14 protein-coding genes are annotated in these 19,272 nt (G+C 57.4%); 11 read left to right on the forward strand and 3 right to left on the reverse strand.

Annotation, left to right across the window (positions count from 1 at the left end; translation table 11 throughout):
- Positions 1 to 48 precede the first annotated feature (48 nt).
- The 5 genes from ACQE3Z_RS13590 (at position 49) to ACQE3Z_RS13610 (ending at position 7,969) form a co-directional block, all read left to right on the forward strand.
- Positions 49 to 1,173, forward strand: a complete 1,125-nt coding sequence (locus ACQE3Z_RS13590; RefSeq protein WP_426974196.1) for an HlyD family secretion protein — start codon at positions 49 to 51, stop codon at positions 1,171 to 1,173.
- Positions 1,170 to 2,738: a DHA2 family efflux MFS transporter permease subunit gene (locus tag ACQE3Z_RS13595; RefSeq protein WP_250652217.1), complete on the forward strand. Its 1,569-nt coding sequence runs from the start codon at positions 1,170 to 1,172 to the stop codon at positions 2,736 to 2,738. The genes ACQE3Z_RS13590 and ACQE3Z_RS13595 overlap by 4 nt, the downstream gene beginning before the upstream one ends.
- A gap of 1 nt (position 2,739) precedes the next feature.
- Complete coding sequence (locus ACQE3Z_RS13600) at positions 2,740 to 4,281, forward strand: efflux transporter outer membrane subunit (RefSeq protein WP_426974197.1); 1,542 nt, start codon at positions 2,740 to 2,742, stop codon at positions 4,279 to 4,281.
- Positions 4,282 to 4,674: 393 nt separating this feature from the next.
- Positions 4,675 to 6,171: a sugar porter family MFS transporter gene (locus tag ACQE3Z_RS13605; RefSeq protein WP_426974198.1), complete on the forward strand. Its 1,497-nt coding sequence runs from the start codon at positions 4,675 to 4,677 to the stop codon at positions 6,169 to 6,171.
- A 205-nt stretch (positions 6,172 to 6,376) separates the two neighbouring features.
- The gene (locus ACQE3Z_RS13610; protein WP_426974199.1) at positions 6,377 to 7,969 is read left to right on the forward strand and encodes an ABC-F family ATPase; all 1,593 of its coding nucleotides are present in this window, start codon (positions 6,377 to 6,379) and stop codon (positions 7,967 to 7,969) included.
- 63 nt (positions 7,970 to 8,032) lie between these two features.
- Here ACQE3Z_RS13610 and ACQE3Z_RS13615 read toward each other — a convergent pair whose 3' ends face one another.
- The 3 genes from ACQE3Z_RS13615 to moeA are packed head-to-tail and all read right to left on the reverse strand — an operon-like array spanning position 8,033 to position 11,676.
- Positions 8,033 to 9,625 (reverse strand): sensor domain-containing diguanylate cyclase, encoded by a 1,593-nt coding sequence (locus ACQE3Z_RS13615; protein ID WP_426974200.1) that lies wholly within the window; start codon positions 9,623 to 9,625, stop codon positions 8,033 to 8,035.
- 49 nt (positions 9,626 to 9,674) lie between these two features.
- On the reverse strand, positions 9,675 to 10,439 hold the full coding sequence (gene moeB / locus ACQE3Z_RS13620) for a molybdopterin-synthase adenylyltransferase MoeB (RefSeq protein WP_426974201.1): 765 nt from the start codon (positions 10,437 to 10,439) through the stop codon (positions 9,675 to 9,677).
- 1 nt (position 10,440) lies between these two features.
- Positions 10,441 to 11,676 carry a molybdopterin molybdotransferase MoeA gene (moeA, locus tag ACQE3Z_RS13625; protein ID WP_426974202.1) on the reverse strand — a complete coding sequence of 412 codons (1,236 nt, stop codon included), beginning with the start codon at positions 11,674 to 11,676 and terminating at the stop codon, positions 10,441 to 10,443.
- Between the two features lie 250 nt (positions 11,677 to 11,926).
- On the opposite strand from moeA, the gene ACQE3Z_RS13630 reads away from it, so the two are divergent.
- From ACQE3Z_RS13630 to ACQE3Z_RS13655, 6 genes are all read left to right on the forward strand, one after another.
- Entirely contained in the window at positions 11,927 to 12,883 is a 957-nt protein-coding gene (locus ACQE3Z_RS13630; protein WP_426974372.1) for an isoaspartyl peptidase/L-asparaginase family protein, read from the forward strand.
- 9 nt (positions 12,884 to 12,892) lie between these two features.
- The gene (gene gsiA, locus ACQE3Z_RS13635; protein WP_426974203.1) at positions 12,893 to 14,749 is read left to right on the forward strand and encodes a glutathione ABC transporter ATP-binding protein GsiA; all 1,857 of its coding nucleotides are present in this window, start codon (positions 12,893 to 12,895) and stop codon (positions 14,747 to 14,749) included.
- 47 nt (positions 14,750 to 14,796) lie between these two features.
- On the forward strand, positions 14,797 to 16,335 hold the full coding sequence (gsiB, locus tag ACQE3Z_RS13640; RefSeq protein WP_426974204.1) for a glutathione ABC transporter substrate-binding protein GsiB: 1,539 nt from the start codon (positions 14,797 to 14,799) through the stop codon (positions 16,333 to 16,335).
- A gap of 50 nt (positions 16,336 to 16,385) precedes the next feature.
- Positions 16,386 to 17,306 carry a glutathione ABC transporter permease GsiC gene (gsiC, locus tag ACQE3Z_RS13645; protein WP_085067474.1) on the forward strand — a complete coding sequence of 307 codons (921 nt, stop codon included), beginning with the start codon at positions 16,386 to 16,388 and terminating at the stop codon, positions 17,304 to 17,306.
- 9 nt (positions 17,307 to 17,315) lie between these two features.
- Positions 17,316 to 18,221 carry a glutathione ABC transporter permease GsiD gene (gsiD, locus tag ACQE3Z_RS13650; protein ID WP_426974205.1) on the forward strand — a complete coding sequence of 302 codons (906 nt, stop codon included), beginning with the start codon at positions 17,316 to 17,318 and terminating at the stop codon, positions 18,219 to 18,221.
- A gap of 82 nt (positions 18,222 to 18,303) precedes the next feature.
- Positions 18,304 to 19,272: a Gfo/Idh/MocA family protein gene (locus ACQE3Z_RS13655; RefSeq protein WP_426974206.1), complete on the forward strand. Its 969-nt coding sequence runs from the start codon at positions 18,304 to 18,306 to the stop codon at positions 19,270 to 19,272.

Below are 19,272 nucleotides of genomic sequence, written 5' to 3' on the forward strand. Positions count from 1 at the left end.
AATCTCAAATCGTAAGTTCAGGATTGGTACTGCAGGAAAATGGAACCTATGACTCATTCAAACGATACGCCGGGCAGTGATGATAAAACGCATCAGGACCCTGACGAAGGCCAGCAGGAACAAGAACAACCGCGTAAACGCCCTGGTAAAAAACCGCTGATTGTTTTAGGCGTGGTGGTCGTGGTGATGATTATCGTTGCGCTTTTCTTCTGGCTATCCACGCGAAATGAAGAGACCACAGACGATGCCTTTACCGAAGGCAATGCGGTCACCATTGCGGCCAAAACCTCCGGTTATGCGGTGAAACTGCTGGTTAACGATAACCAGCGGGTTAAAAAAGGCGATCTGCTGTTGTTGATTGACCCGCGTGATACGCAGGCGCAGCGCGATCAGGCAAAAGCACAGCTGGGACTGGCGCAGGCGCAGTTGCATCAGGCTGAAGCACAGCTGGCGCTGGCAAAAGTACAGTATCCGGCGCAGCGCGATCAGGCGCTGGCGCAGCAGGCGCAGGCCGAAGCCAATCTGCTCAATGCTCAGTCAGACTATCGTCGGTTGCGCGGCGTTGATCCACGGGCGACGTCACAACGTAATATTGATACCGCCAGCGCTCAGCTACGTTCTGCTCAGGCGCAGCTGCAAAGTGCGAAGGCACAGGTCGAAGTGGCTTCGCAGGTGGCATTACAGATTCGTCAGCAGGAGACCAATGTTGAAGCGCGACGTCGTCAGGTTGAGCAGGCACAGGCACAGCTCAATGTTGCCGAGCTGAATCTCTCTTATAGCGAAGTACGGGCGCCTTATGATGGCTTTGTGACCAAACGTAATGTACAGTCCGGATCGTTAGTGCAGGCGGGTAGCGCGCTCTTTTCACTGGTTTCGCCGGATATCTGGATAACCGCTAACTTTAAAGAGTCACAGCTTGAGCGCATGAAACCTGGTGACAGGGTCACTATTAGCGTGGATGCCTGGCCAGACATGGAGCTGGAAGGGCACGTAGACAGTATTCAGATGGGCTCCGGATCACGTTTCTCTACCTTCCCGGCGGAGAACGCCACCGGCAACTTCGTGAAAATCGTACAGCGCGTGCCGGTTAAGATTGTCATTGATAAAGGGCTTGATCCAAACAGGCCTCTGCCGCTGGGACTCTCCGTGGTGCCTAAGGTTACGGTGGAATGAGCCAGAGCCAAAGCTGGCAGCCGGCCAGTAATCCCTGGCTGGTGGCGGTAACGGTAACGCTGGCGGTATTCATGGAAATCCTGGATACCACCATCGTTAACGTGGCGCTGCCGCATATTGCCGGCACGCTCTCCTCCAGCTACGACGAATCAACCTGGGTACTCACCTCCTATCTGGTGGCCAACGGCATCGTGCTACCGATTTCCGCATTCTTTTCCCGCCTGTTTGGACGCAAACAATACTTTCTGATCTGTATTGTGATGTTCACCGTTTGCTCGTTTCTGTGCGGCATCGCCACGGAGCTGTGGCAAATTATTCTGTTCCGTATTCTGCAGGGCTTTTTTGGTGGCGGACTGCAGCCGGTACAGCAGTCGGTGCTGCTCGATTACTTTAAGGCGGAAGATCGCGGTAAGGCGTTCGGCCTCTCCTCCATTGCGATTATTGTGGCGCCGGTGATAGGGCCGACGCTGGGCGGCTGGATTACGGATAACTACAGCTGGCGCTGGGTCTTCTTTATTAACGTGCCGGTGGGCATCCTCGCTACGCTGGCGATCTATCAGCTGCTGGAAGATCCGCCGTGGGAGCGGCGCTGGGCCAAAGGTAAATTAACCATCGATTATATCGGCATCAGCCTGATTACATTGGGTCTCGGCTGCTTGCAGGTCATGCTGGATCGCGGCGAGGATGAAGACTGGTTCGCCTCGCATTTTATTCAGTTTTTCGGCGTGATGACCCTGATTGGCCTGACCGGCGCGATTTACTGGCTGATGTATGCGCGTAAGCCGGTGGTGGAAATCGGTGTGTTACGCGATCGTAACTTCTGGGTTTCCGGCCTGCTGATGGCGGGTATGGCGATGATCCTGTATGGCAGCTCCGTGGTGCTGCCGCAGCTGGCGCAGCAGGATCTGGGCTATACCGCGACCTGGTCCGGTCTGGTGCTGTCGCCGGGCGCGATCCTGATCGTGCTCACCATTCCGCTGGTACTAAAGCTGATGCCGATAGTGCAAACGCGCTGGATTATCGCTTTCGGCTTTACCTGTCTGGCGGTGTCGATGTTCTACTCTTCTGGTTTAACGCCGCAGGTTGACTTCGCGACGCTGGTGCTGATGCGCAGCGCCCAGTCTATCGGCCTGGGGTTCCTGTTTGTGCCATTAACCACTATCGCCTTTGCCACCATTCCGCAGCGGCTGAATGCCGACGCCTCGGCGCTGTTCACCATGTTCCGCAACGTCGCTGGATCGATTGGCATCTCGCTCTCTACCGCAGCGATAACCGAGCGCGAACAGGTACGTAGCGCGCATCTGGTGCATAACATGACGCCACTGAATGAGCAGTTCAATATCACTGTTGAACGCTGGGCGCAGAGTATCCGCGACTTTACCTCGGCCGCTGGCGATCCGCTGACGCTGGCTACCGGTCAGCTCTATCAGGAAATGATTGTGCAGGCGCGTATCCTGGCCTATGTCGATGTATTTGTCGGGTTGGGTATTGTCGCGTTTATTTTGATTCCTTTATGTTTCCTGCTTTCGCCGGTCAAGAGCGAAGGCAGCGCAGGAGCACACTGACATGAACGTTACTCAGGGGATAATGCGTTCGCGCCCTGGCCTGCTGGCTTTATCATTGCTACTGGCGGGCTGCGCGGTGGGGCCTGATTACCAGCCGCCCCGGCCTCAAATGCCTGTGAGCTGGCGCGATCTCTCTTCAACGGCAGCGTCAAAGCCGCAGCCCCGCGCCATCGATCTCAGCTGGTGGCGCAGCTTTAACGACCCGCAGCTAAATAGCCTGATCGACCGCGCCATTGCCGGTAATCTCTCATTGCAGCAGGCGGTACTGCGCATTGCCGGCGCGCGGGAGCAGCTGGCGCAGGCGCGCGGCGCACTGTTGCCTGCTGTTAACGGCAATCTATCCGCAAGACGTCAGCAGCTGGGCGCAAAAGGCGTGCTGGAAGCCAACGGCGCATATGATCAGCTGGATGCGAACGCACCGGAGTTGCGCTCCTCGCTGGATAGCCTGACGCAGCCGATTAATCTCTACCAGGGCAGTTTTGACGCCTCCTGGGAGCTGGATCTGTGGGGCAAAGTACGCCGACAGGCAGAAGCCGCCCGTGCGCAGCAGCAGGAGTCGATAGAGAGCCGCAACGATGCGCTGGTTTCGCTGCAGGCTGAAGTCGCGCGCGCTTATCTGCAGCTGCGCGGCGCGCAGTCGGTAACGCGCACGCTGCAAACCCAAATCGATGTGGCGCAGCAGACGCTGGCGCTGACGCAAAGCCAGCAGCGTAACGGCCTTGCGCCGCAGCTGGATGTGGAAAACGCCCGCGCGCAGCTTAGCTCGCTACGCGCTCAGCTGCCGCAGTATCAGGCGCAGGCGCGTCAGGCGATGAACGGGCTGGCGGTGCTGATGGGCAAACCGCCCGGCGCGCTGGATAGCGAACTGAGCGCCGAAAAAGCGCTGCCCGCGCTGCCTGCTGCCGTGCCGGTAGGCATTCCCTCAACGCTGGCGCGTCGTCGTCCCGATATTCGTCAGGCGGAAGCTAGCCTGCATGCCGCAACGGCAAATATCGGCGTGTCGGTTGCGCAGCTTTTCCCCAGCCTCTCATTAACCGGCCAGCTGGGCGTGCGCAATACGGACGCCAGCTATCTGGATAACTGGAGTAGCCACTTTTACAGCTATGGTCCGGCGCTGTCGATTCCCATCTTTCAGGGGGGCAGGCTGGTCTCCAGCGTGAAGCTTACCCGTGCCCAGCAGGCCAGCTCTGCATTAAATTATCGGCAAACGGTGCTAGCCGCGCTGCAGGATGTGGAAAATGCGCTGGTCAGCTACCGTACCGATCAGGAGCGGGCAACGCAGATGGATGAAACCGTTAGCGCCCTGCAGAGCAGCTTTGATCTGGCCAGCGACAGCTATAAAAAAGGTCTCTCTACCTTCCTTGAGGTGCTGGATGCGCAGCGTCAGCTGGCGCAGGCAAAACAGCAGGCGGAGCAGGCGCGCGTACAAAGCAGCCTGGATTTGGTCGCGCTCTATAAAGCGCTTGGCGGCGGCTGGGAAAATTATCAAAACGTCGCCTTGCCGCAATTTAACCTGTTTGGTCCGGCGACGCCCGCCGGTTAACCGCTTAACGCGCAGGGATAAAAACAAAGGGGTGTCGTCGCCTGCGTTATGCATCTCAAGCCGTCAGTACGCTACTGGCGGCTTTTTTTTTGCGCGGTTTGTACCTGGCCCGCCGCACAGCATAATTTAAAATAAACATTTCTTTTTATCTTGAAAACGAAACGTATGCCGTTAACGCCTGTAACGGGTTTTGTGGCGATTTAACAACCCTGCAAGCGGAATAGTGTGACCAGGATCAGCCTTCAGACCGAAGATTATGACTCTCTCCACAAAATTGATATTTCACTATTATTTGAAATGAAAAAAATAATCTATGTTGTGCTGTGAAAGGTTTGTGTTCTGTCAGCAGGGCGCAGATCGGATTTCCACTTCAACCAGGTTGCTGGAGTCACTATGCCAAAAGAACAATACATTACGCTGAGCAAAGCCTCCGGGCCAAACAGCAGCACGCCCGCTGAACCCTTCGTTAAAGTGATCGCGGTGGTCGCAACGCTGGGTGGATTGCTGTTTGGCTACGATACCGGGGTTATTTCGGGTGCGCTGCTGTTTATGGGCGATGAACTGCATCTCACGCCTTTCACCACCGGGCTGGTAACCAGTTCGCTGCTGTTCGGCGCCGCCTTTGGCGCGCTGCTTGCCGGGCATTTCGCCTCTGCCGCCGGACGCCGAAAAATCATTCTGGTGCTGGCTGTGATCTTTGCCATTGGCGCTCTGGGAACCTCGCTGGCACCAGACGTTAACTGGATGATCTTCTTCCGTCTGGTGCTGGGCGTAGCGGTCGGTGGCGCGGCGGCGACGGTGCCGGTTTATATTGCTGAAATCGCTCCGGCGAATAAGCGCGGTCAACTGGTAACCTTACAGGAACTGATGATCGTTTCCGGTCAGATGCTGGCCTATATCTCTAACGCCTCCTTTGACGCTATCTGGGGCGGGGCGGATACCTGGCGCTGGATGCTGGCTGTGGCTACCTTACCGGCGGTACTGCTGTGGTTCGGCATGATGTTTATGCCCGATACGCCGCGCTGGTATGCCATGAAAGGTCGCCTGGCGGAAGCGCGCCACGTGCTGGAGCGTACCCGTGCCAAAGAGGATGTTGAATGGGAACTCACCGAAATCGAGGAGACGCTACAGGAGCAGGAGAATCAGGGAAAACCACGGCTGCGCGAGCTTAAACAGCCCTGGCTGTTTAAGCTGTTTCTGATCGGTATCGGCGTGGCGGTGATCCAGCAGCTGACCGGCGTCAATACCATTATGTACTATGCGCCGACGGTATTAACCAGCGTCGGCATGAGCAACAGCGCCGCGCTGTTTGCCACTATCGCCAATGGCGTGATTTCGGTGTTGATGACTTTTGTCGGCATCTGGCTGCTGGGGAAAATCGGCCGTCGCACCATGACCATGATCGGACAGTTTGGCTGTACCGCCTGTCTGTTCTTTATCGGCGCGGTAAGCTGGCTGATGCCGGAAACCCTTAACGGCCAGCCCGATATGCTGCGTAGCTATATGGTGCTGCTGGGCATGCTGATGTTTCTTTGTTTCCAGCAGGGGGCACTGTCGCCGGTGACCTGGCTGCTGCTGTCAGAAATTTTCCCGACGCGCCTGCGCGGTATTTTTATGGGCGGCGCGGTATTCGCCATGTGGATCGCCAATTTCCTTATCTCGCTGATGTTCCCGGTGATGCTGGCATCGGTGGGGCTGGCAGGCGCTTTCTTTATCTTCGGCGCTATCGGCATCGGCGGCGCGATCTTTGTGCTTAACTGTATTCCGGAAACGCGCAACCGCAGCCTGGAGCAGATTGAGCACTATCTGCGCGACTGGCTTTCACCCGATCGTGAAACGCCTCCACTGCCTGCGCCGCTCAAGCACAAGACGGAACAGCACGGTAGCTGATGGGGTTACGCAAGGCTGGCGGTATTCGCCAGCCTTTTTTTATGGCACAATGCCCGCCAAATTTCGTTATTCCCTGAAATAATTCAACAGCAGGCAGGCGACGAACCGGCGCATCTCAGGCACGGCCCGAGTCAGCGCATAGCGTTAACGCCCCTGTTATGTGAACTATAACGGGACTCTTCCCCGCATAAGTAAGGCAATCCCTGTGCTAGTTTCCAGCAACGTTACCATGCAGTTTGGCAGCAAACCGCTGTTTGAAAATATCTCCGTTAAGTTTGGCGGCGGCAACCGTTACGGTCTGATCGGCGCGAACGGTAGCGGTAAATCAACCTTTATGAAGATTCTGGGCGGCGACTTAATGCCGTCCGCCGGCAACGTCTCTTGTGACCCGAATGAGCGTATCGGTAAGCTGCGCCAGGACCAGTTCGCGTTTGAAAAATTCAGCGTGCTGGATACTGTGATTATGGGACACGATGAGCTGTGGCTGGTAAAGCAGGAGCGCGATCGTATCTATGCGCTGCCGGAAATGAGCGAAGAAGATGGCTATAAAGTCGCCGATCTGGAAGTGCTGTATGGCGAAATGGACGGATACACCGCCGAAGCGCGCGCCGGTGAGTTGCTGCTGGGCGTGGGGATCCCGCTTGAGCAGCATTACGGTCTGATGAGCGAAGTGGCGCCGGGCTGGAAGCTGCGCGTACTGCTGGCGCAGGCGCTGTTCTCGAACCCGGATATTCTGCTGCTGGATGAGCCAACCAACAACCTGGATATCGATACCATCCGCTGGCTGGAGCAGGTGCTGAACGACCGCAACAGCACGATGATCATCATTTCGCATGACCGTCACTTCCTGAACATGGTCTGCACCCATATGGCGGATCTCGATTACGGCGAGCTGCGTATCTATCCTGGCAACTACGATGAATATATGACCGCCGCCACCCAGGCGCGTGAGCGTCTGCTGTCTGATAACGCCAAGAAAAAGGCGCAGATCGCCGAGCTGCAGTCATTTGTCAGCCGCTTTAGCGCCAACGCCTCTAAATCGCGTCAGGCCACTTCACGCGCCAAACAGATCGATAAAATCAAGCTGGACGAGGTCAAAGCCTCCAGCCGTCAGAACCCGTTTATCCGTTTTGAGCAGGATAAAAAGCTGTTCCGCAACGCGCTGGAAGTGGAAGCATTGACCAAAGGCTTCGACAACGGCCCGCTGTTCCGCGATCTGAATCTGCTGCTGGAAGTCGGCGAAAAGCTGGCGGTACTGGGCACCAACGGTGTGGGTAAAACCACGCTGCTGAAAACACTGGTGGGCGATTTGCAGCCTGACAGCGGTACGGTGAAATGGTCTGAGAACGTGCGCATTGGTTATTACGCGCAGGATCACGCGGAAGAGTTTGATACCGATCTGAATGTATTTGACTGGATGAGCCAGTGGAAGCAGGAAGGCGACGATGAGCAGGCGGTGCGCAGCGTGCTGGGCCGTTTGCTCTTCGGTCAGGATGAGATCAAAAAGCCGGTGAAAGTGCTGTCGGGTGGTGAAAAGGGCCGTATGCTGTTTGGCAAGCTGATGATGGAACGCCCCAATATCCTGATTATGGATGAGCCGACTAACCACCTGGATATGGAATCGATCGAGTCGCTGAACATGGCGCTGGAGATCTATCCGGGCACGCTGATCTTTGTTTCTCACGACCGTGAATTTGTTAGCTCGCTGGCGACACGCGTGCTGGAAATTACGCCGGAGAAAGTCATCGACTTCAGCGGCAGCTATGAAGATTATCTGCGCAGCAAAGGCGTTCAGTAAGCGCTGACGCGCCAGCTGGTGTCAAAATGCCAACCCAGGGCCGCCGTAATGGCGGCCTTACTTTTATCCTGCCGTCGGCGGCATATTGCTCATCCAGACCCGGTTTTTCCCCCGACGTTTCGCCTGATAAAGGGCTTCGTCCGCCTTGTCGATAAATTCCGCAGGTAAAACCCCGGCGAACACCCGTGGCTGCCAGTGCATGCCAATGCTGATGGTGACGACCTTCTCCTCCACGCTGCTTGCCTGATGCGGCATCCTGAGCGACGCTACCGCACGCACCGCCTGCATTGCAATAAGATGTGCTTCCGGCTGTGTTTTATCCGTCAGTACCAGCATGAATTCTTCGCCACCGTAACGGGCAATCAGCTCATCATGACGCAGCGGCAGGCGGTTCAAACAATCGGCTACGTTACGCAGGCATGCATCGCCCGCCTGATGACCATAGGTATCGTTATAGGCCTTAAACGAATCGACATCGATAAGCACAATCGTTAACGGCGTATGCAGCTTTATCGCGCGCTCCATCGCTCTGGGGATAAACCAGTCCAGCTGACGGCGGTTTGCCAGCCCGGTGAGCCCATCCACCAGCGCCATGTTCTGTAGGGTGCGGTTCATATGGGTGAGCTGATCGTGCACCCGGGTTAACTCCATCTGGTTATGCAGGTTCAGGCGGATATGGTGCAGTACGATAAAGCCAAGCAGAAACAGCAACGCCAGCAGAACCAGGTTGAGCAAAACAAAGCCGATAGAATCCGCGATCCAGTCCTGTCGCACCTCCTGCAAATCGTAGCCTGCGGTCACGACCAGCGGATAATTGGTCAGCCGGGCATAGCCAAAAATGCGTGGCCTGCCGTCAACTGCCGCACGATAAATAGCGGCCCCGCTGGCGGTCGTGGTTAACAGCTGGGTAAACAACGGGCTAAGGGAAATATTGCGATTAATCAGCGCTTCGCTGTAGGGGCGAATATAGACCAGGTTAGCGTTTGCCTTCATGAGCGCCATCAGATCGCGTTCGCCCAGGTTGTAGTAATCATAAACCTGGCGGAAATAATCGAGGCGAATCGAGGCCATCACCACGCCGCGAAAGGTGCCGTCGGGATTACTCAGGCGTTCGGTCACCGGGATCACCATATTGCCGCTAACACGACTGCGCACCACGTCGCCGATATGCAGTTTGCTGTCGGGAGAACGTTGATGAAAGCGGAAATATTCCCGATCGGCGACGCTGGTTTTCGACAGCGTCGCCAGGGAGGAGGAGAGCGCGGGGTAGCCGGAAGCGTGATAAATGATAATGCTGTCCAGGGGAGGCAGAGCGGCTTTTCGCGCCATCAGCAGCTGATGCAGATTAGCGGCCTGTTGCTCAATCCCGTCCTGGTTAATACGATCGCGCACATCCTGCAGGGTCAGGTCAATTTGCAGAAAGGTATCTTCTGCCTGACGTGCAAGCGACACCGACAGGTTACGTGCGTTTTCCTCGGTAAGGTGGAGTGTTCGTTGCCAGCTGCTCCACAGGCTCCAGCCGTTGATGGCGATTACCGCGCTGCTGATAACCAGCAGAAAGACCAGCATCATCTGACGCAGCACTGGTTTTGCAGCACGGCTTTCGCTGTCTGCTTTATTCAACGCCTGCGCCTGGGGCGCATTTCCATTTTCCATGTTTCAACTATAGCCAGGGAAAGGGAAGCTGCTGAATAACCAACTTTAATTAACCGGAAGCGGTGCCGCAGACTTCACAGGCAGGATCTTTGGCCACCTTCATTTCACGGAACTGCAGCGTCATGGCATCATACATCAGCAGCTTACCGGAGGCGGCCGCCCCGTAATGCGTTAGCAGACGAATCGCTTCCATCGCCTGCAGCGAACCGATTACGCCAACCAGCGGGGCCATCACCCCCGCTTCGACACAGCTCAGGGTATCGCTGCCGAACAGGCGACTGATACAGCGGTAGCAGGGCAGGGTTTCATCCTGCCAGCTAAAAACGCTGATCTGGCCTTCCATACGTATTGCGGCCCCCGACACCAGCGGGATCCGTCGCTGCCGACAGAGGCGATTCAGCTGTTCGCGCGTGGCGACGTTATCGCTACAGTCCAGCACTACCTGATGCTGCGCCACCAGCGCATCCAGTGCCGCATCATCCAGCCGGGCATTGACGGTGCGTAGCTGGGTCAGCGGATTAATTTGCGCCAGCCGCCGCCGGGCCGACTCGACTTTTACTTCGCCGATCTCTGCATCGCTGTGCAGCACCTGACGCTGCAGGTTAGAGAGGGAAACGACGTCAAAATCGAGCAGCGTCAGCGTGCCGATGCCCGCCGAGGCCAGATAAGGGCTGGCGGCGCAGCCCAGACCGCCCAGACCTACTACCAGCGCGCTCGATGCTTTCAGCCGCTCCTGTCCATCAAAGTCAAAGCCGCGCAGCACGATCTGCCGGTTATAACGCAGGGTTTCGCTATCGCTCAGCTCCGGCAGCATGTCAGCCTCTCAGCAGGTGATTAAATGGCTCGATCTCTACCCATTCGCCCGGCTCGACATGGCCGCGTTCGCGCTCCAGCACAATAAAGCAGTTGGCCTGGCTGAAAGAGCTGAATACGTGCGAGCCCTGATGACCGGTGGTGACCACCTGTAGTTCGCCATTTTCGCCACGGCTGACGATACCGCGCTGAAAGTCGAGGCGGCCAGGCGTTTTCTTCAGGCGCGTAGCGGCGCGAGCGCGCTGACGCGGCGGCAGAGCGGCGCGCTGCTGACCGCTCAGCTTCGCCAGCAGCGGCTGTACCAGCTGATAGAAGGTCACGGCGGCGGAAACCGGATTGCCTGGCAGGCCGCAGAACCAACTGTTGCTCAGCCGCCCAAAGGCGAAAGGTTTGCCTGGCTTAATCGCCAGCTTCCAGAAAGTGATAGCGCCCAGCTCGTCCAGCATCGCTTTGGTGTAATCTGCTTCACCTACCGAGACGCCGCCGCTGCTGATCACCACATCCGCCGCGCGATCGGCCTCGATAAAGGCGGCGCGCAGCGCCTGTGGATCGTCACGAATAATGCCGAGATCGATCACCTCGCACCCCAGCTGGTCCAGCATCAGCCGTACGGCAAAGCGGTTAGTGTCATATATTTGTCCGGCCGCCAGCGGCTGACCTGGCGGCTGTAGCTCATCGCCGGTAGAAAAAATGGCGACCCGCAGCCGACGCACCACCTCAACCTCGCCGATGCCCAGCGACGCGATCAGCGGCAGCTCCGCTGCGCCGAGGCGCACGCCCGCCGCCAGCACGCTGTCGCCCTGACGAATATCTTCTCCGGCGCGACGAATGTTTTGCCCCGCTTTAACCTCAGCGGTAAAGCGGATACGTTCGCCTTCCGTTGTGGTTTGTTCCTGCATGACCACCGCCTCCGTGCCTTCCGGCACCGGCGCGCCGGTCATAATGCGAATACAGCTGCCTGCGGGCCATTCGCCGCTAAAGGGAGCGCCGGCAAAGGCTTTGCCAGCCAGCGGCAGCGCTTCACCGCGTGCAATATCCGCCATACGCACCGCATAGCCATCCATCGCCGAGTTATCAAATGGCGGAACGTTGAGCGGTGAAATAACCGGAGCGGCGGTAATCCGCCCGGCAGCAGCGTAGACACTCAGGGTTTCGCTCTCGCTAAGCGGTGAGAGCCGATCCAGCATTTTTTGCCGGGCCTCTTCAAGGGAGATTAATCCCGCAGTAAAACTTTCCATTTGGCCTCCGGCCAGAACCTACAGATAGCGCCTATTATGGCGCGAAATGCCCTGACGATCACCCCGCCAGCGCACCAGAGGCTTATGATGTGCTTTTAGTTATGAGATATAACGCTTTGTTATTAAACCTTACCTGGCTTTACGCTTTACATCACCCCGGCGGCTACCTATAGTCAAAATTTGCCGAAAAATCATAACATCACATCCATTCAGCCGTTTCCGGCGGTTTCAGAACACAGGGTAAATAATGATGGGCAGAGCAGCCATTGCCATTCACGGCGGCGCGGGCGCGATTGCACGTTCGGCGCTGAGCGCGGAGCAGGAGCAGCGTTATCTCCAGGCGCTAAGCGAAATTGTTGCCAGCGGCCAGAGGATCCTTGCCGCTGGCGGCAGCGCGTTAGATGCGGTTACCGAAGCGGTGCGCCTGCTGGAAGAGTGTCCGCTGTTTAATGCCGGGAAAGGCAGCGTCTTTACCCATCAGGGCACGCATGAGCTGGACGCCTGCATCATGGACGGGCGCACTCAGGATGCCGGTGCAGTGGCTGGCGTAGCGCATATTCGTAATCCGATCCTGGCGGCGCGCGCGGTACTGGAGCACAGCCCGCATGTGTTGCTGTGCGGCAGCGGTGCAGAGCAGTTTGCCCAGGAACAGGGCCTGGCGCCGGTTGCGGCGGACTTCTTCTCCACGGATGAACGCTGGCAGCAGCTGGAGCGCGCCCGCGCCAGCCAGCAAACGCTGCTGGATCATGATGGAGCGGCGCAGGGATCCGCACCGCTGGATGCCGACCGCAAACTGGGTACGGTCGGCGCGGTAGCCTGCGACAGCGCGGGCAATCTCGCTGCCGCCACCTCAACCGGCGGCATGACCAATAAACGGGTCGGGCGCATTGGCGATTCGCCGTTACCGGGCGCAGGCTGTTTCAGCAATCGCCGCGTAGCGGTCTCCTGTACCGGCACCGGGGAAGTTTTTATCCGCACCCTGGCGGCTGGCGACGTCGCCGCGCTGATGGAGTATGGCGGGCTCAGCCTGCAGCAAGCCTGCGAACGGGTTATTTTCGATAAAATTCCAACGCTGGGCGGCAACGGCGGCCTGATTGCTGTCGACGCTGAGGGAAACATTGCGCTGCCGTTCAATACTGAAGGCATGTATCGCGGCTACGGTTACGCGGATCAAGGCCCGGTAGTCGCGATTTACCGGCAAGCTTAAGGAGCCAGCATGCAACAGTCATCCTCTTTACCGCTGGCCGAAGAGTGCGTGCTGGCGGTACGTAATCTTAGCGTCAGCTTTAACCAGCAGGGCCATATCATTCAGGCGGTACGTCAGCTCTCGCTGGAGGTCCGACGCGGTGAAACCCTGGCGTTGGTGGGCGAGTCCGGCTCAGGAAAATCGGTGACCTCGCTGGCGCTGATGCGTCTGATTGAGCAGAGCGGCGGCCGTCTGGATAGCGGTGAGCTGTGGCTGCGGCGGCGTGATAACGCGCTGGTGGATCTGGCGCAGCTGCGACAGTCGCAGATGCGTACCATTCGCGGCGCGGATATGGCGATGATTTTTCAGGAGCCGATGACCTCGCTGAATCCGGTGTTTACGGTTGGCGAGCAGATCGCTGAATCGGTGCGGCTTCATCAGGGCAAAAGCCACCAGCAGGCGCTGGCGGAGGCGCGGCGAATGCTCGATCTGGTACGCATTCCCGAAGCGCAAAATGTCATGACGCGCTATCCCCATCAGCTTTCCGGCGGCATGCGCCAGCGGGTGATGATCGCCATGGCGCTCTCCTGTCGTCCGGCGCTGCTGATTGCCGATGAGCCCACTACCGCACTGGATGTCACTATCCAGGCGCAGATTTTACAGCTGATCCGCGTGCTGCAAAAAGAGATGGCGATGGGGGTGATCTTTATTACCCATGACATGGGTGTAGTGGCGGAAATGGCCGACCGGGTGCAGGTCATGTACCGTGGCGCCGTGGTCGAAAGCGCCGATACCGCCACGCTGTTTAGCGCGCCGCAGCAGCCCTATACCCGTGCGCTGCTGGCAGCGGTGCCGCGTCTTGGCGCTATGCAGGGGCAGCCCCTGCCGCGTAAATTTCCGCTGCCGGGCGAGCAGGAGAACAGCGGGGCGCAGGTGGATACGGTAAAGCATCATGAAGCGCCGATCCTGGAAGTGCGTGATTTAGTCACGCGTTTTGATGTTCGCGCCGGTCTGTTGAACCGCGTGAAGTGGCGGGTGCATGCGGTAGAAAAGGTGAGCTTCAGCCTTTATGCCGGTGAAACGCTGGCGCTGGTGGGGGAGTCGGGCTGTGGTAAATCCACTACCGGCCGCTCGCTGCTGCGGCTGGTAGAGAGCCAGGGCGGCAGCATTACCTTTAACGGGCAGCGTATCGATCGGCTGAAGGCGCATCAGCTGGCGCATTTACGGCGCGATATTCAGTTTATTTTTCAGGATCCTTACGCTTCACTCGACCCGCGTCTCACCATTGGTTTTTCCATTATGGAGCCGCTGCTGATCCACAAGGTCATGTCACGCGCTGAAGCGGAAAAACGAGTCGCCTGGCTGCTGGAAAAAGTGGGGCTGCTGCCGGAACATGCCCAACGCTATCCGCATGAATTTTCCGGCGGCCAGCGCCAGCGCATCTGTATTGCCCGCGCGCTGGCACTGAATCCCAAAGTGGTGATTGCCGACGAGTCGGTCTCGGCGCTGGATGTCTCTATTCAGGCGCAAATCATCAATCTGATGCTGGATTTGCAGCGCGAATTTGGTATCGCCTTTCTGTTTATTTCACACGATATGGCGGTGGTGGAACGCATCAGCCATCGTGTGGCGGTGATGTACCTGGGGCAGATTGTAGAAATCGGTCCGCGCCAGGCGGTATTTGAAAATCCCCAGCATCCCTATACGCGCAAACTGATGTCAGCGGTGCCGGTTGCCGATCCGGGCCACCGCCGCCGCGAGCGAGCGCTGCTGGCGGATGAGTTGCCCAGCCCGCTGCGCACGCCCGGCGATGAGCCGGTGGTTGCGCCATTAATCCAGGTTGGGGCAGATCATTACGTGGCCCGGCATATCATCAGCGGCGCCTGACGGCCCGGCTTTTGCACAACCCGCAAGGGACTAAGGAGAACAAGCATATGACCAAACTCACGACCCGCAGATGGCTGATAACCGCCGGCCTGCTTAGTAGTTTCGCCGCTGCGCCCGGCTGGGCAGCAAAGGATGCCGTGATCGCCGTAGGCTCTAACTTCACCACGCTCGACCCTTATGATGCCAATGACACCCTGTCGCAGGCGGTGGCGAAATCCTTCTACCAGGGGCTGTTCGGCTTTGATAAGGACATGAAGCTGGTAAACGTGCTGGCGGAAAGCTATCAGGCCAGCCCCGACGGCCTGACCTGGACCATCAAGCTACGCTCCGGTATTAAGTTTCAGGACGGCACCCTGTTCAACGCCGAGGCGGTAAAGGTGAATCTCGATCGCGCCAGCGACCAGGATAACCATCTGAAGCGTTATAACCTGTTTAAACATATCGCCACCACCGAGGTGCTCGATCACACCACGGTGAAGATTACCCTGAAGCAGCCGTTCTCCGCCTTTATTAATATTCTGGCCCATCCGGCGGCGGCGATGATTTCCCCTACCGCGCTGAAAAAATATGGCAAGGAGATCGGCTTCCATCCGGTCGGCACCGGTCCTTATCAGTTTGTGACCTGGAACCAGACCGATTTTGTGAAGGTGAAAAAGTGGGACGGCTACTGGAAGCCGGGCTATCCGAAACTCGACAGCATCACCTGGCGACCCATTGTGGATAACAATACCCGCGCCGCGATGCTGCAAACCGGTGAAGCCAATTTTGCCTTCCCGATCCCTTATGAGCAGGCGAAACGGCTGGAGCAAAACAGCAAGCTCGATTTAGTCAGCACGCCGTCGATCATGCAGCGCTATATCAGTTTTAACGTCACGCAGAAGCCGTTCGATAACCCGAAAGTGCGCGAAGCGATTAACTACGCGATTAACCGCGAGGCGCTGAGCAAAGTCGCCTTTGCCGGTTACGCCACGCCAGCAACCGGCATCGTGCCGCCGTCGATTGCCTTTGCGCAAAGCTATCCGGCGATGGAGTACAATCCGGCGAAAGCGCGGCAGTTGCTAAAAGAGGCGGGCTACCCGGACGGTTTCAGCACCACGCTCTGGTCTTCTCACAACCACAGCACCGCGCAGAAAGTGCTGCAGTTTACTCAGCAGCAGCTGGCGCAGGTGGGCATTAAAGTCAAGGTCACGGCGATGGATGCCGGGCAGCGCGCGGCGGAAGTAGAAGGGAAAGGGCAAAAAGAGAGCGGCGTACGGATGTTCTATACCGGCTGGTCCGCCTCGACCGGTGAAGCTGACTGGGCGCTGACGCCGCTGTTTGCCACCGGCTCCTGGCCGCCAGCAATCTTTAACACCGCCTTTTACAGCAATGAACAGGTGGATAAAGATCTGAACGACGCGCTGAAAACCACCGATACGGCGAAAAAAGCGCAGCTGTATAAAGATGCGCAGGACCGTATCTGGAACGATCGCCCCTGGGCGCCGCTGGTGGTGGAAAAGCTGGTGTCGGCTCATAGCAAATCGCTGAGCGGTTTTTACATGATGCCTGACACCTCTTTTAATTTTGATGAAGCCGATCTGAAGTAATGTCCGCGCCGCCAGCCGCTGAGGCTGGCGTCTGCGACGCAGGGAAACGCATGCTGAACTATTTCCTTAAACGCCTGCTGGGATTGATACCTACGCTGCTGATCGTGGCGGTGCTGGTCTTTCTGTTTGTTCATTTACTGCCAGGGGATCCGGCGCGGCTGGTGGCCGGGCCTGAAGCAGATGCCAGCGTGGTTGCGCTGGTGCGTCAGGATCTGGGACTGGATAAGCCGCTGCCGCAGCAGTTTTTGCATTTTATGGTCAACGCGCTCCAGGGGGATTTTGGCACGTCGATGGTATCGAAAAGGCCGGTATCGGAGGAGATCGCTTCACGCTTTCTGCCGACGCTGTGGCTGACATTGACCAGTATGATCTGGTCAGTAATTTTTGGCATGGGGATTGGGATTATCTCCGCCGTGTGGCGTAATCGCTGGCCGGATCGTATCGGCATGACGCTGGCGGTATCGGGCATCTCTTTTCCCGCTTTTGCGCTCGGCATGTTGCTGATGCAGGTTTTCTCCGTGGAGCTGGGCTGGCTACCGACCGTCGGCGCGGAGAGCTGGCAGCACTATATTTTGCCCTCTATTACGCTGGGCGCGGCGGTGGCGTCGATTATGGCGCGCTTTACCCGCGCCTCTTTTATTGAGGTGATGCAGGAAGACTATATGCGCACCGCACGTGCCAAAGGAGTGCGCGAGTCGAAGGTGCTGATTAAACATGGCTTGCGCAACGCCATGATTCCGGTAGTCACCATGATGGGCTTGCAGTTTGGCTTTCTGCTGGGCGGTTCGATTGTCGTGGAAGTGGTGTTTAACTGGCCAGGCCTGGGACGCCTGCTGGTGGATTCGGTGGAGATGCGCGACTATCCGGTGATACAGGCGGAGGTACTGCTGTTTTCACTGGAGTTTATCCTGATCAACCTGATCGTGGATATGTTGTATGCCGCCATTAACCCGGCGATACGGTACAAATAAGGAGCTGCGATGAAAAACTGGCGACGAGAGGCAGCTCTGAAGGCGATGCCCCTGCAACAGAACGAGCGGGTACGTACACCGTGGCGCGAATTCTGGCGACGTTTCCGCCGTCAGCCTGTGGCGCTGGCGGCTGGCGTTTTTGTGTTATTGCTGATTGTGCTGGCAATATGCGCGCCGTGGATTGCGCCATTTGATGCTGAAAATTACTTTGATTATGACCGGCTGACAGAAGGCCCTTCCGCGATGCACTGGTTCGGCGTGGATTCCCTTGGCCGCGACATTTTTAGTCGGGTACTGGTGGGCACCCGCATTTCGCTGCTGGCGGGCTTTTTTTCCGTCGCTATCGGCGGAGCGATCGGCACCGCGCTTGGTCTGCTGGCAGGTTACTATGAGGGCTGGTGGGACCGTATTATTATGCGCATCTGCGATGTGCTGTTCGCCTTTCCGGGGATTTTGCTGGCGATTGCGGTCGTGGCGATCATGGGCAGCGGTATGTCCAACGTTATCGTGGCGGTAGCGATTTTCAGCGTGCCCGCCTTTGCCCGTCTGGTGCGTGGCAATACGCTGGTGCTGAAGCATCAAACCTTTATCGAGTCGGCACGTAGTATCGGCGCATCGGACTGGACTCTGATGGTGCGCCATATTCTGCCCGGCACGGTCTCATCGATTGTGGTCTATTTCACCATGCGCATTGGCACCTCGATTATCACCGCTGCCAGCCTGTCGTTTCTGGGGCTGGGCGCGCAGCCGCCTACGCCGGAGTGGGGTGCGATGCTCAACGAGGCGCGAGCAGATATGGTGATGGCGCCGCACGTGGCGATTTTCCCCAGCCTGGCGATTTTTCTGACGGTGCTGGCCTTTAACCTGCTGGGCGATGGCCTGCGCGATGCGCTCGATCCGAAACTGAAAAGCTGAAAACTGCCCGCGACGGGCAAATTCACCCGTCGCGCCTTTCGCTGTCTACACTTACCCTTCGGACAGCAAAAAGAGAGGAAAAATGAAGCCGTTAACATGGGCAATTATTGGACCGGGCGCCATTGCGCATCAGTTTGCCGCCGCTCAGGGCGCAATGGGCAGGCAAATTTATGCGGTAGGCGCCAGAAGCCGCGAGAAAGGTGAAGCGTTTGCGCAACGCTACGGTATTGAGCGGGTATTTGATGATATTCCCCAAATGCTGGCCGATCCGCAAATAGACGCGGTCTATATCTCTACGCCACACGCCAGCCATTTCAGCTGGATGAAGCAGGCGCTGGAGCAGGGCAAGCATCTGCTGGTGGAAAAGGCGATAACCGTCAGCAGCGATGAGCTGAGTGAGATTAACCAGCTGGCGGCAGAGAAGAAGCTGATCGTAGCCGAGGCGATGACGCTGTTTCATATGCCACTGTTTCATCAGCTAAAAACGCTGATTGAAAGCGGAAAACTGGGCAAGCTGAAAATGATTCAGGTCTCTTTTGGCACCGTTAAAGAAGCCGATCCCAATAACCGTTTCTTTAATCCACAGCTGGCAGGCGGCGCGTTGCTGGATATCGGCACCTATGCGCTCTCGTTTGCCCGCTTTTTCCTGAGCGAGCAGCCGAACCAGCTGTTTACCACAGTGGCTAAATTCAGCACCGGCGTTGACGAACAGTGCGGCATTCTGCTGCAAAACAGCCAAAACGAAATGGCCACCATCTCGCTGGCGTTTCGCGCCAAAATGCCGAAGCGCGGCATTATCGCCTGCGAGCATGGTTTTATTACCGTTGATGATTTTCCGCGCGCGCAGCAGGCGCAGTTAAGCTGGGCGGATGGCACCACGCAAACCCTTGAAGCGGGGCAAAGCGGGCGTGCGCTACAGTATGAAATTCTGGCGCTGGAAAAATATGCCGCCGAAGGCGTAAATCCGCTGCACTATCTCACCAATGATGTGGTGGCCCTGATGACGGAGATTCGTCAGCGCTGGGGGATCTGTTACCCCTTTGAATCCTGA

The sequence above is a fragment of the Pantoea sp. FN0307 genome (genome assembly GCF_050113815.1).
GTDB classification, from domain to species: domain Bacteria; phylum Pseudomonadota; class Gammaproteobacteria; order Enterobacterales; family Enterobacteriaceae; genus Mixta; species Mixta alhagi.